14 protein-coding genes are annotated in these 11,808 nt (G+C 36.8%); 6 read left to right on the forward strand and 8 right to left on the reverse strand.

Features of this window, described 5'->3' with window-relative positions; genetic code table 11:
• Positions 1–56: 56 nt before the first annotated feature.
• The 3 genes from ACLMCG_RS01685 to ACLMCG_RS01695 form a co-directional block, all read right to left on the reverse strand.
• Entirely contained in the window at positions 57–758 is a 702-nt protein-coding gene (locus tag ACLMCG_RS01685) for a DsbA family oxidoreductase (RefSeq protein WP_413958547.1), read from the reverse strand.
• Between the two features lie 74 nt (positions 759–832).
• On the reverse strand, positions 833–1,999 hold the full coding sequence (locus ACLMCG_RS01690) for an MFS transporter (protein ID WP_413958548.1): 1,167 nt from the start codon (positions 1,997–1,999) through the stop codon (positions 833–835).
• Entirely contained in the window at positions 1,999–2,937 is a 939-nt protein-coding gene (locus ACLMCG_RS01695) for an alpha/beta hydrolase (RefSeq protein WP_413958549.1), read from the reverse strand. Before ACLMCG_RS01695 ends, ACLMCG_RS01690 begins: the two co-directional genes overlap by 1 nt.
• Positions 2,938–3,096: 159 nt before the next feature.
• Here ACLMCG_RS01695 and ACLMCG_RS01700 point away from each other — a divergent pair, with 159 nt between their 5' ends.
• Positions 3,097–3,474, forward strand: a complete 378-nt coding sequence (locus ACLMCG_RS01700) for a winged helix-turn-helix transcriptional regulator (RefSeq protein WP_223600594.1) — start codon at positions 3,097–3,099, stop codon at positions 3,472–3,474.
• 102 nt (positions 3,475–3,576) lie between these two features.
• Here ACLMCG_RS01700 and ACLMCG_RS01705 read toward each other — a convergent pair whose 3' ends face one another.
• Positions 3,577–4,773: an MFS transporter gene (locus ACLMCG_RS01705; RefSeq protein WP_309871163.1), complete on the reverse strand. Its 1,197-nt coding sequence runs from the start codon at positions 4,771–4,773 to the stop codon at positions 3,577–3,579.
• 255 nt (positions 4,774–5,028) lie between these two features.
• Here ACLMCG_RS01705 and ACLMCG_RS01710 point away from each other — a divergent pair, with 255 nt between their 5' ends.
• Positions 5,029–5,763, forward strand: coding sequence for an MBL fold metallo-hydrolase (locus tag ACLMCG_RS01710; RefSeq protein ID WP_413958550.1), 735 nt, complete (start codon positions 5,029–5,031; stop codon positions 5,761–5,763).
• Positions 5,764–5,772: 9 nt separating this feature from the next.
• Here ACLMCG_RS01710 and ACLMCG_RS01715 read toward each other — a convergent pair whose 3' ends face one another.
• Positions 5,773–6,114, reverse strand: a complete 342-nt coding sequence (locus tag ACLMCG_RS01715) for a helix-turn-helix transcriptional regulator (RefSeq protein ID WP_223600592.1) — start codon at positions 6,112–6,114, stop codon at positions 5,773–5,775.
• A gap of 545 nt (positions 6,115–6,659) precedes the next feature.
• Here ACLMCG_RS01715 and ACLMCG_RS01720 point away from each other — a divergent pair.
• Positions 6,660–7,253, forward strand: coding sequence for a Crp/Fnr family transcriptional regulator (locus tag ACLMCG_RS01720; protein ID WP_413958551.1), 594 nt, complete (start codon positions 6,660–6,662; stop codon positions 7,251–7,253).
• A 71-nt stretch (positions 7,254–7,324) separates the two neighbouring features.
• On the opposite strand, the gene ACLMCG_RS01725 is transcribed toward ACLMCG_RS01720, so the two are convergent.
• Entirely contained in the window at positions 7,325–7,951 is a 627-nt protein-coding gene (locus tag ACLMCG_RS01725) for a CatA-like O-acetyltransferase (protein ID WP_413958552.1), read from the reverse strand.
• Positions 7,952–8,096: 145 nt separating this feature from the next.
• On the opposite strand from ACLMCG_RS01725, the gene ACLMCG_RS01730 reads away from it, so the two are divergent.
• The 3 genes from ACLMCG_RS01730 (at position 8,097) to ACLMCG_RS01740 (ending at position 10,339) form a co-directional block, all read left to right on the forward strand.
• Complete coding sequence (locus tag ACLMCG_RS01730) at positions 8,097–8,552, forward strand: PPC domain-containing DNA-binding protein (protein WP_413958553.1); 456 nt, start codon at positions 8,097–8,099, stop codon at positions 8,550–8,552.
• Between the two features lie 48 nt (positions 8,553–8,600).
• Entirely contained in the window at positions 8,601–9,185 is a 585-nt protein-coding gene (locus ACLMCG_RS01735) for a Crp/Fnr family transcriptional regulator (protein WP_413958554.1), read from the forward strand.
• A gap of 86 nt (positions 9,186–9,271) precedes the next feature.
• Positions 9,272–10,339 (forward strand): SDR family oxidoreductase, encoded by a 1,068-nt coding sequence (locus tag ACLMCG_RS01740; RefSeq protein WP_413958555.1) that lies wholly within the window; start codon positions 9,272–9,274, stop codon positions 10,337–10,339.
• Positions 10,340–10,584: 245 nt separating this feature from the next.
• On the opposite strand, the gene ACLMCG_RS01745 is transcribed toward ACLMCG_RS01740, so the two are convergent.
• Together ACLMCG_RS01745 and ACLMCG_RS01750 are read right to left on the reverse strand one after the other, a co-directional pair.
• A complete protein-coding gene (locus tag ACLMCG_RS01745) occupies positions 10,585–11,391 on the reverse strand; it encodes a helix-turn-helix domain-containing protein (protein WP_413958556.1) in 807 nt (268 codons plus the stop codon).
• 14 nt (positions 11,392–11,405) lie between these two features.
• Entirely contained in the window at positions 11,406–11,807 is a 402-nt protein-coding gene (locus ACLMCG_RS01750; RefSeq protein ID WP_223600587.1) for a GlcG/HbpS family heme-binding protein, read from the reverse strand.
• Between the last annotated feature and the right edge of the window lies 1 nt (position 11,808).

Consider the following 11,808-nt stretch of genomic DNA (forward strand, 5'->3'; position numbering starts at 1 on the left):
CTAATATATTAAATTAAAACCCCAAAACAAATCAATTGTTTTGGGGTTTTATTATCTTAAATACTGCATCCGTCAGCATCACAGGAAGCTCCGGCACCACCGGAAAGATCCTTAAACGGACTTACAGTTTCTTTATAAGTCTGCTGAAGTGCATTTTCAAATGTCTCTACAGGCTGAGCTCCGGAAACGGCATATTTACCGTTCAGGACAAAGAATGGAACTCCGGAAACGCCATTATTTCTTGCTTCAAGAATATCCTGGTTAACTTCATCATCAAGTTGATCTGTAGTAACAGCTTGTATTGCATCTTCTTTGTCAAGTCCTAAACTTTCAGCAAGAGCTACCAAAACTTCTGTATCTCCTACATTTTTACCGTCAATAAAATGAGCGATAAACAAAGCTTCTTCCATTTCATTGGATTTATTGTGCTTTTTAGCCAAGTGAAGTAATTTATGGGCACTGAAAGTATTGGTGATCAGAGTTTTTCCAAAATCAAAATCAATTCCTGCTCCTTTTCCCATTTGAGTTACCTGTCCAAGCATTTGCGTTGCCTGAGCTTCGCCAACTCCTTTCTTTTCTCTGAAATACTGAATGGTATCCTGAGTTTTATTGGGATCTAAAGTTGGATCCAGTTGAAAGCTCTTCCACTCTACTTCTACTTCATCTTTGAAAGGCAGCTTGCTTAAAGCCTGTTCAAAATTATTTTTTCCGATATAGCAAAACGGACACATTACGTCCGACCAGATTTCTATTTTCATTGTATTTAATTTTAAATCAAATTGATAATACAAAGTTACTACAATTTATCCAATGTAATAAAAATTGTTACAGTTTAATTCTGACAAATGGAAACAACCTGGCTTCGTTTTTCAACTCTGCTTTTCAAGATCATCATCAGAAATGCAAGAAGCCCGAAAACAACACCTATCCAGGGAATATATGCTACTCCTTTTGTAACGATGATCCAACCTCCTATCGTAGTTCCCAGCGTTACTCCCAGATTTCCGAAAGACGTAGCCAGACTGTTGGCAAATTCCAGTGAATCTGGTGCGGACGAGATCATATAAGCTGATGCATTCAGAAAACTTGGCGAATACAGAAATCCCCAGACCCCAATTACCAGAATTGTTGCCCATAAATTTCCATCACAAAAATATAAAAGTACAGGTATTAAAATGGTTCCGGAAAGAAAAATAGCCGTAGTACCCGCAATATTTTTATTAAGCATTTTTCCGGCAACTCCATTGGCTGCAACTCCGATAAGTCCAAACAGCAGCAGCATATAGCTGACCATTGACGTATCCATTCCTTTTGCTTTGTTCAGATAATCTGCAAAGTAGCTGTAAGTAGAAAACCAAGCCGTAATCATGAAAAAGTTAGTCAGAGTACTTAGAATAAATGGAGGCTGCTTCAGGATTCTGATCTGGTTTCCATAGGATTTTTTTTCTTTCACAGGCATCGGGGGAAGAAGGAAGTAAATGACCACTAAAGCAATCAGACTTACCGCAGTCTGTATCATAAATGAATATTCCCAGGACCAAAGTCCAGCAATCCATGTTGCAAAAGGAACCGTTGTAACCATAGCAATGGCTACTCCATTAAATACAATTCCCATCAGCTCATTTTTTTTCCGGTCATCTGCCTGGGAAACTGCCACAGATAAAGCTGTTGCAATATACACGGGTTGTAGAAATGCCGGTAAAATCCTAACCAGCATCAACAGCCAGAAAGGTGGTGAAAAAGAAGATACAAAACCTGTAATCAGAAACATAAAAATGGCTGCAAGCATTATTTTTTTACGATCAAACCCTGACGTAAATAAGGTCATAAAAGGTCCTGTAAGAGCGATAATTAATGCAAAAGCACTCAACAGATACCCTGCTTTGTCTATACTGATTTTATAATGTTCTGCAACTTGTGGAAGAATTCCGATAACCCCAAATTCTGTTGTAATAACGGCTATAAATCCCAGACATCCAATGTATGCGTACTTTTTCATTATACTTTTTCTTGGACAGAATTTAAATTTTGATGAGCAAAAACAGCCATTTCACCTATTGCAGACTGTACTTCTTCCAGAATTTCTCCCATATGCATAAATCCGTGGACCATATCTTTGTAAAGACTTGTTGTAAGTGTAACACCTGCATTTTTCATATTTTCAGAAAGCTGTTTCCCATCATCAAGCAAAGGATCATGCTCTGCAAGAATTATTAAAGTGGGTGGAGTTTCTTTAAAATCTTTTATTAAGACAGGAATCGCCAAAGGATTATCCTTTTCTTCTTTGGGAAGGTACCAATCCCATGCTTCAACACCGCCCTGCTTATTAAGAACAGGCCCGTTTTCATAAGTTTCCCATGATTTTGAATTGAGTTGATTATCGACTGCAGGATAAATTAATACCTGAAATTTCAGATGCTTTCCCATTTGAGTAGAGGCAGCCGTAGCCAATGCTGCGCCAGCGCTATCTCCTATTATTCCTATTTTATCAGGATCAATTCCTAAAGAATCTGCATTTTCTATGACCCATTTTATGCTGTCAAGAGAATCGTTTAAGCCTGCAGGAAAAGGATGTTCCGGAGCAAGACGGTAATCTACAAAAATAACCACAGATCCGGTTTTATTGGCCAGTTTACGGACTACTGCATCATGGGTTTCATATCCTCCAGCAATAAACCACCCTCCATGAATATAAATAATAGCCGATGAATTCTGAACATTCTTTCCATTGGGACGGTAAATCCGAATGGGAATCTGATAATTTTCCTGTTGAATCTCCAATTCTTCAATCATTGCTACGGATTCCTTTTTGCCGCTAAGCTGAAGGGACATTGTTTCAAGATATTTACGGGCTCCGTCTAAGGAACTCTGAGGATTGAAGGGTTGTATTTTTTCTAAATGATTTAAAATCTGTGTTATTTTAGGTGCTAATTGCATTATTATTTTGATTTAAGTTACTATTATTTTGCAGGGAACGTAAGCGCTATTATTCCTTACTGCCGCATATTTTCTGCTTTCTGTGTGTAAAATTAAATCTCAAACCTTACATTTGCACTGTATACAGCTAAATGTATGGTACGAACAAATTTGTAAGTAATGGGAAAGCTAAAAGAAAATTCAACGAATAATATCAACAGACAGTATATACAGGGATGTGATCTGAGTTATGCTGTATGCAAAATCGGAGGCCGGTGGAAACTTATTATTTTAAACAAACTAAAGGACGGGAAATTGCGTTTCAGCGAACTTAGAAACTCTATTTCAGGAATAACGGAAAGAATGCTTACCCTGCAGCTGAGAGAGCTGGAAAAAGAAAGCTTAGTAAAAAGAACTGTTTATGCAGAAGTTCCTCCAAGAGTAGATTATGAACTTACAGATATTGCCCGGGAACTGATTCCCATATGGAAACAGCTTGATGAATGGGGAGGAAAACACAGAGAAATGATGCTGGCACAGGAAACAACAGAAGCGTAAGAGATTCTGCAGATTTTGAACCTGAATAAACTTGAAAATAAAAGGCGCGGGATTTTATCTTTGATAAAATCCCGCGCCTTAAACAATCAGCAATATAAAATTTTACATCTCTGCATTTGCTCTATTTACCCTTTTTGAAAACAGAATATGAGCGATCAGGGCCAATACTCCAAACACGGTTCCTACAAAACACACCCCACTCCATTGAGCCTTTTGCCATGCAACGGAAGCCAGCCATGTTCCCAGTGATCCCCCAATGAAATAAGATACCATATACACTGTATTCAGCCTGTTTACAGCATTTGATTTGATCAGAAAATAATTGGTTTGGTTCATAATATGACTTGACTGTACACCAAGATCAACAAGAATAACACCCACAATCAATCCCCAATAGGTTTCTCCGGCAAAATAAGTAAAGCCCCAGCTGCCAATAACGATCAGTAAAGAATACAATATAATACGGTTAATATCCAGATATTTTTGAAGCTTTCCCACTTTTGCAGCAGCTAAAGCTCCTACAGCTCCTGCCAATCCAAAACTTCCTACAACAGATGATCCGGCATTAAAAGGAGGTTTCTCCATATGAAAAACCAAAGTTGTAAACAATGCGCACATAGATCCAAATGCCATTGCCCCGCGGAAAGATGCCAGCTGAAGAACAGGTTGTGTTCTTGCCAGGTGGGCAACAGAACGCATTAGTTCTTTGTAAGTTCCTTTAAAATTAGGAGAAAGCTCAGGAAGCATTTTATAAACAGCCAACCAAACCAGGATCATCAATCCTGCTGCAATACCAAACATTGCCCGCCAGCCCCAGACTTCTCCTACAATTCCACCCACAAAACGGGAAAGAAGAATTCCCAGTAATAATCCAGACATTACCAATCCAATATTGGCAGATTTTTCTTTATCTGATGAAAGTTCTGCTGCAATAGGAACAAACAATTGCGGAATAACTGATGTAGCTCCAATCAGTAAACTGGCCGCATACAACATCCACAGCTGAGTGGCAAAAGTCATCCATAAAAGAGATCCGAAAACGAGAAACAGATCTATTAAAATCAGTTTCTTGCGGAAAAATTTATCACCCAACGGAACAATCAGCAACAGCCCCAATGCATACCCGATCTGAGTAAGTACAGAAATTTTGCTTGCTGCGCTCTCAGAAACCTGCAGTTCTTCTGAAATAAGTGCCAGTAAAGGCTGATTATAATAATTGTTGGCGACGACCAGTCCGGAAATAACGGCCATAAGCCAGATAACAGTCCGGGAAATACCGTGGGAAGAACTCTCCTGCATTACGTATAAGTTTTTATTTGAATTGAAAAGTGACTGACAGCAGACCAAAAATAATCCGTCAGATTTTTTAAGAGATCAAAGATAATCATTAAAAAAAGAAATTATTCGCCCCTTGGCTTTACATTTCTATGAATACTATAAGATTCTGCGGTAAGTAGAATGATTTCAACACTCTGTCTGTATCATTGTTTTTATTGATGATATATATCGATGGAAAACCTTTTGAATGTTAGAAATATTAAGGAAATTTGCAGCATGAAAATCATTCCGCTCAAAGAAGGCAATTTTTCGGCAAGTAAAACCAAAGACTTCACTCTTTTAACAGAAGAAAATTTTGATAAAGTTGGTGGAATCAAAATGTCTGTACAGCCTTTTCTTATCATTACTGAAAGTGATTATATCCTTTTAGATGCAGGAATAGGCTGGAAAAATGAATCCGGAACAACTGTGATTTCAGAAATTCTGAAAAGAGAAAATATTCATCCTGATCAAATCACAAAGCTATTACTCTCCCATCTCCACAAAGACCATATTGACGGTGCCGTAACCGTTACAGATAATGGCTTTAAAGCCACTTTTCCGAATGCTCAGATTTATATCCAGAAACGTGAGCTTGATTTTGCTATGGAAAAGAAAGGCAATCCTTCTTTTGATTTTACTATTCTGGAACAACTGGTTCAACTGCCCAATATTACTTGGATGGAGGAAGATGAGGGGCAAATTACAGATGAGATTTCCTATGAAGTAGTGGGTGGACATACTCCTTTTATGCAGGTTTTCTGGATCAGGGAAAATGGCGAAACAGCTTTCTATGGAGCTGATGATCTTCCACAGGCCTCTTATTTAAAATACCATGTAGCCTATAAAAGTGATTTCGATGGCAGAAAAGCAATGGAATTACGTCTTAAATGGGAAAAAGAGGCAAAAGAAAACCGTTGGAAAGTTCTTCTTTATCACGATCTGGAAAGAAATGTAATAGAAATCAAATAAAAAAATGGTTTAAATTTCATTAAACCATTTATAAATATCAAATTCAGAAGGAATATTGAGTTTCTTTCTGATCCTGTTTTTCCTGTTTTGTATCGCCTTAGGTGTTACAAAAATACAAGTTGCAATTTCCTTAGTGGTCATATTGAGCTTAAGGTAAATACAAAAGATCAATTCAGAATTTTTAAGGGCAGGCTGTATAGCGGATAACTTTTTAAAAAAATCAGGATGAACCAGTCTGAATTTATTCAGCAGACGAGGAGAATTTGCCTTGGCTAAGGCCATAATCTCGTCTTGTACAAGAATTTTCTGCTTCAAATCCTCTAAGTTGGGTTCAGGTTTTCTATTTTTCATAATACTTTCTCATCTCTACTCATTTCAGATACCACATCTTTTGTGAATCTGTACAAAGTCTTTATTTTCTCTACTCAATCTGTGTTTTTGCTGATTTAACATCGGGAACAAAATAATTTTTATGTATTCAAAATTTCATTGGTTTTCATTAATATATTGCAATAATTCATAGCATATAGTTTGTATTTATTGAATGATTATGTTAAAAAAATCACACTTATGAATTTTATTTCATTTTTATACTGGCAAAGAAAGAGAAAATGATTAAAATTTTATAAAAACCGTGTACCACATAGATACCACGTTATATTTTAAACAAAAATATCTTAACTGCTTTTATCAGCCAGTTTCCCTTTATTTACACTTTAATTTTGGGTGGGATGTAAATGTAACGTGTTATTGCCTTTACTTTTTATGATCTCAGTCAATGTTTTCAAGGTTAAACACGCATAAAAAAATGAATATATGTGGTATATGAATGGTACCACATGATAAGAGAAATCAAGAAAATCGGTGTTTCTTTATTTTATAAATAAATCACAACTATGATTATTGAAAGTTTATTAATTTCTTTTGGGGCAGAAACAAGAACTTATCATACAGGCGAAATGATTTTCCATGAAAAAGAGTTTCCAACCCATTATTACCAGATTGAAAAAGGGAAAATTAAACTCAATAATTATATGGAAGACGGGAAAGAATTTATTCAGAATATATTCTCAGATGGTCACAGCTTTGGAGAATCTCTGCTTTTTGTTGACCGGCCTTATCCCATGAATGCTGTAGCGATAGAAGATTCCGTTATTTACAAAATGCCAAAGCAGAATTTTCTGGATCTGGTCAAAAGTAATCCTGAAATTTCACTCAGCATTTATGAATGTCTTGCTGAAAGAATGTACTATAAATATATCATGTTTTATAATCTTTCTTTCCAGAATCCGGTTGCTAAACTCAAACTGCTGATGGATTACCTGAAGAGTTATCATGAGGATAAAGCGCCTTATTCTTTCCAGATTCCTCTTACCCGCCAGCAAATGGCTTCACTCACCGGATTATGTGTAGAAACGGTTATACGGACCATAAAGCAGATGGAGAAAGATCAGATTGTGAAAATAGAAAAGCGTAAGATTCATTATTAAAAAAAGCCGGACATATCCGGCTTTAATTATTGTTAAAAAATGTAATCATTTTCTTTAAACGCTACAATCCTCTACTGATCAAGCTGTCTCTGAAATTCTTCCAGATATTTGGCAAGGTGAAGACCGTCAGCTAGTCCGTGATGTGCTTCAATAGAAACCGGAAGATATTTTCTGCCGTCGCGAATGTTGAACCTGCCAAAAGCAATTTTAGGAACCGATTCTGTAGTATTAAAATCTGTAGGATGCAATATAGCACTGAAAGAATTCCATGGAATGGTCGTATGTCTTACGTGGTCTTTCCCCAACCTTTCATTGCTTAATCTTAATCCTGAAGTCTGATGCACTCCTTTTATCTCCTCCTGAAGCGCTGCATTGAAGGTTTCAAAATCTTCTGAGAAAGATGTAAATGAAAATCCGAAAGTACCATCCGGTCTTCCGATCGTACTGCCGGCATGTACAGTATCAAACTGTATCACCTGACCATCAATGATTCTTAGCTTTAATTCATCAATAGTATTGATCGCCACCATAGACTTGTGAAAATAATAGGCAAAAAAAGAATATCCTTTTTCTTTAGCGGTATCATACGCTTTTGTACAGTCTACCTCCGTTGTAAATCCAAAATAAGGGCTTGCCATTTTAGAAAAAAATTCAAAATGTTCTTTTCTGTTCCAGTTCTCTATATCTACAATCTTCATTACTTCTTATTTGCTGCAAATTTCGGCATTTTTTACCGGTTTCAGGGACTTACTATTCAAAAATGTCAGGAGAAATAATACATTTTTCACCTAAAGTTTGACCAAAGCATAATTATTGTATGTATTACCTTAAAATCTTAGTATTATGGAGGTTCAAAATTATAAAGGAAATAATTGGTCTGCAAGAAAAGCAGGTTCAATATATGTGGTTAGTCTTGATAATCATTCCAATATTGTAGAGGCTTTGACGGATTTTATCAGGAATCGGAATATCCAGGCAGGAGAAGTCTCTGGAATAGGAGCTGCAAGTGAAGCAACACTTCGTTTTTTTAATACTGCAACCAAAAAGTATGTTGACAAAACCTTTAAAGAACAGATGGAAGTCACTAATATCACAGGAAATATCTCTGAAATAGAAGGAAAACTAACCCTTCATCTTCACATTACGTTGGGAAGAGAAGATTATACTGCTTTAGCCGGACATCTGTTGGAGGCAAAAATCCAGGGAGCTGCAGAATTTATTATATATCCGCTGGATACCAGAGTCGTAAAAATTAAAAATGAAGAAATAGGAATCAATCTTTATAATTTTGAAAAATAAAATTTCGGTTGCCATTGAAAGTGGTATTTTTGATGAAATATTTATGTGATGTTTGAGGTTCTTCTTTCCCATATTGAGAATAAAGTTGATATTAATGACGACCAGAAAAGTCAGGTTCAGTCTTTTTTTACCCTTAAAAAACTTCGTAAAAAACAGTATTTGCTTCAGGAAGGAGATATTTGTAAAGCTTTGTCTTTTGTAAGCAAAGGGCTGCTGAAATCTTATTTTCCGGATGAAAAAGGAAATGAGCATATCAATATGTTTGCCTTTGAGGGCTGGTGGATCTCAGATTTCAATAGTTTTATCAATCAGGAAAAATCAGTCCTGAATATTGATGCTGTTGAAGAAACAGAAGTATTGATGATTACATTGGAAAATTATGAAAAAATGCTGCTGGAAATTCCTGTAATGGATCGTTATTTCAGAATTTTATATCAGAATAGCCTCGTTACCAAAGATTACAGGCTTATTGTCTCCAATGGCTACACTGCAGAAGAAAAATATCTTCAACTGGCAAAGAAGAACCCGGAAATGATTAAAAGAGTGCCTCACAATCTTATTGCCTCATATCTTGGCCTTGCTCCTGAGACCGTAAGCAGGATCCGTAAAAAGAATTCCCTGAATAACACTTGATCCAGATCAACCCAAATGCATGATCCAAATCAAGGATAAAAGCCTGTTAGCAGCCATAATTTTGTACAAGAAATTTTACAATACTTATGGAAAATATTGCATTGGTAGTAGGCGCTACCGGAATTACAGGAAGTAACCTTGCAGAAGAATTAATCACTCAGGGCTGGATAACATACGGATTGTCCAGGAATCCAAACACCAATATCCCAGGTCTCAACCCTATTAAAGCAGACCTGATGAATGAACAGAATCTTGCTGAAGCCCTGGAAGGGATCTCTCCTACCCACATTTACTTTACCACCTGGATGCGTAATGATACCGAAGAGGAAAACATCCGAGTCAACAGTATGCTTGTGAGAAATCTGTTAACTGTTTTATCTTCTAAAAAATCAGTGAAGCATGTCGCTTTGGTTACAGGGCTTAAACATTACCTGGGACCATTTGAAGCCTACGCTAAAGAAGGCGTTTTACCTGAAACTCCTGTCAGAGAAGAACATCCAAGACTTCCACTTCCCAACTTTTATTATGCACAGGAGGATGAAGTGTACAAAGCTTCCGAAAGAGACGGCTTTACATGGAGCATTCACAGACCTCACACCGTTGTCGGTTATGCAGTAGGAAACTTGATGAATATAGGGGCAACATTAGCTGTATACGCCAGTATTTGCAAAGAAACAGGACGAAAATTTATCTGGCCGGGATCTGAGGCACAATGGAATGGTATTTCTGATGTAACAGACGCTAGAGTCTTAGCTCAACAATTGGTTTGGGCATCCACTGCAGAATCAGCGAAGAATCAGGCATTCAATATTGCCAATGGAGACATTTTCCGATGGAAATGGCTATGGAAAAGATTGGCAGACTGGTTTGGTATAGAAGCTGAAGGTTTCGAGGGTACGATAAAACCTCTTGAAAAAGAACTGGAAAACGACCATGAAATCTGGGTAGCAATTGCAGAAAAATACAGTCTGAAAGAAAAAAATCTTAACCGTCTGTCTTCAGCATGGCATACCGATCTGGATCTGGGAAGACCTCTGGAAGTAATGTGTGATATGTCAAAAAGCAGAAAACTAGGCTTCACAGCTTATATAAGTACTGAAGATTCTTTTACAGATGTCTTTAAAAGATTAAGAGCTGAAAATATGATCCCTTAATAGAAATTGTCGGAAAATGCAAAGATGCAGGAAAATTACAAATGATCGATAGAATCTCACAAATCTTGAGAATTATGCAGATGTTGTAATTAATCGACAAGCATTTTGAAATATTCAAGATTAAATTTTATCGGAGATAAAATCATTGCGCCTCAGAGCGCTCACATTGTAAACCTTTCTTGCATCTTTGCGTTTTTCCAATAGTTAAATTATAATATAGTTGTGTTTTTTTAATGGTTAAAAAGTTATACCTCCGTAGTCGTCACCCCAAATTTCTTTTTAAAAGAAGAATAAAAATGGGACAAATTCTCAAAACCCAGATCAAGATAAATATCTGAAGGCTTTTTATCCCTGTTTTTAATTAAATAATAGGCTTCCTTTAACCTTTTTTCTTTCAGCCATTGTTTCGGGGTCATCTGAAATGTCTTATTGAAATCCCGTTTAAAACCTGATAAACTACGACCTGTAAGTCTTGCAAAAGCATCCACCGATACATTGAACATGAAATTTTTGTTCATAAACTCTGCAAGGTCAATTTTATAAGGTTCAGAAAAATCAAAAAGGAGGTTTTTAAGATCCGGATTACTCAGCAAAAGGAGTTCTATGGCCTCTTTGACCTTTAACATCGCTAATTTTGGTGGGATTTCCTGTGTTTTATTAATGTAAGGAATAAGAGATGTAAAATAGCTCTTAAAAAAATCATTGGGCTCAAAAAACAAACGCTGATTTCCCGGAAAATTATTATTTACAGTGATTTTGTTTTCATTGGCATATTGTCTCAGCGTTTCATCATCAAGTGTAATTGAGATAAACTGATACTTTTCATGTGCTGAAGGATATTTAATAGTTCTGATCAGTTGATTTTTCCTGACCAGAACTACTGTATTTTCTTTGATCACAGTCTTACCCTGCTCATGAAAAGCATGCGTTTCTCCGGAGATCTGAAATCCCAGAAAATGGTCGGGAATAAACTCTTCATGACCTCTGTAAGACTCAAAAGCACATGAATAAACCAGTTTATCGAATATGATCTCAGAAGTGTTTTCCATCATACAAATATCTGAAATTAACCAATAGCCTGAGCGCCTGCTTCTGCAATTTGTTTATCCTGCTCGGGAGTCCCGCCTGAAGAGCCTATTGCACCAATGACATCTCCATCTGCATTTTTAAGGATAACACCACCCGCAATAGTGAGAAGCCCCTCATTTGAATTCAGCATTCCGTAACCGTGAATACCGGTTTCTGAGATAATTTCACCCATCAAATCACTGTTTACACCAAACATAACTGCTGTTTTTGCTTTTTTAATGGCAAAATCAATCACTCCGTAGACGCTGTCCAGTCTTGCCAGTGCGACAAGATGTCCTCCGGTATCTACCACAGCAATGCTTACAGGAATATTCATAGATAATGCTTTTTCCTTTGCTGCATGCAGTGCTTTTTCTGCGGTTTTATAATTCAGTTTCATG

This window comes from Chryseobacterium sp. S90 (genome assembly GCF_047444895.1).
Lineage (GTDB): Bacteria > Bacteroidota > Bacteroidia > Flavobacteriales > Weeksellaceae > Chryseobacterium.

Coding starts and splice junctions, on each gene's coding strand:
- ACLMCG_RS01685 (WP_413958547.1), bottom strand. CDS start 758: ATGAAAATAGAAATCTGGTCGGACGTAATGTGTCCGTTTTGCTATATC.
- ACLMCG_RS01690 (WP_413958548.1), bottom strand. CDS start 1,999: ATGAAAAAGTACGCATACATTGGATGTCTGGGATTTATAGCCGTTATT.
- ACLMCG_RS01695 (WP_413958549.1), bottom strand. CDS start 2,937: ATGCAATTAGCACCTAAAATAACACAGATTTTAAATCATTTAGAAAAA.
- ACLMCG_RS01700 (WP_223600594.1), top strand. CDS start 3,097: ATGGGAAAGCTAAAAGAAAATTCAACGAATAATATCAACAGACAGTAT.
- ACLMCG_RS01705 (WP_309871163.1), bottom strand. CDS start 4,773: ATGCAGGAGAGTTCTTCCCACGGTATTTCCCGGACTGTTATCTGGCTT.
- ACLMCG_RS01710 (WP_413958550.1), top strand. CDS start 5,029: ATGAAAATCATTCCGCTCAAAGAAGGCAATTTTTCGGCAAGTAAAACC.
- ACLMCG_RS01715 (WP_223600592.1), bottom strand. CDS start 6,114: ATGAAAAATAGAAAACCTGAACCCAACTTAGAGGATTTGAAGCAGAAA.
- ACLMCG_RS01720 (WP_413958551.1), top strand. CDS start 6,660: ATGATTATTGAAAGTTTATTAATTTCTTTTGGGGCAGAAACAAGAACT.
- ACLMCG_RS01725 (WP_413958552.1), bottom strand. CDS start 7,951: ATGAAGATTGTAGATATAGAGAACTGGAACAGAAAAGAACATTTTGAA.
- ACLMCG_RS01730 (WP_413958553.1), top strand. CDS start 8,097: ATGGAGGTTCAAAATTATAAAGGAAATAATTGGTCTGCAAGAAAAGCA.
- ACLMCG_RS01735 (WP_413958554.1), top strand. CDS start 8,601: ATGTTTGAGGTTCTTCTTTCCCATATTGAGAATAAAGTTGATATTAAT.
- ACLMCG_RS01740 (WP_413958555.1), top strand. CDS start 9,272: ATGGAAAATATTGCATTGGTAGTAGGCGCTACCGGAATTACAGGAAGT.
- ACLMCG_RS01745 (WP_413958556.1), bottom strand. CDS start 11,391: ATGATGGAAAACACTTCTGAGATCATATTCGATAAACTGGTTTATTCA.
- ACLMCG_RS01750 (WP_223600587.1), bottom strand. CDS start 11,807: ATGAAACTGAATTATAAAACCGCAGAAAAAGCACTGCATGCAGCAAAG.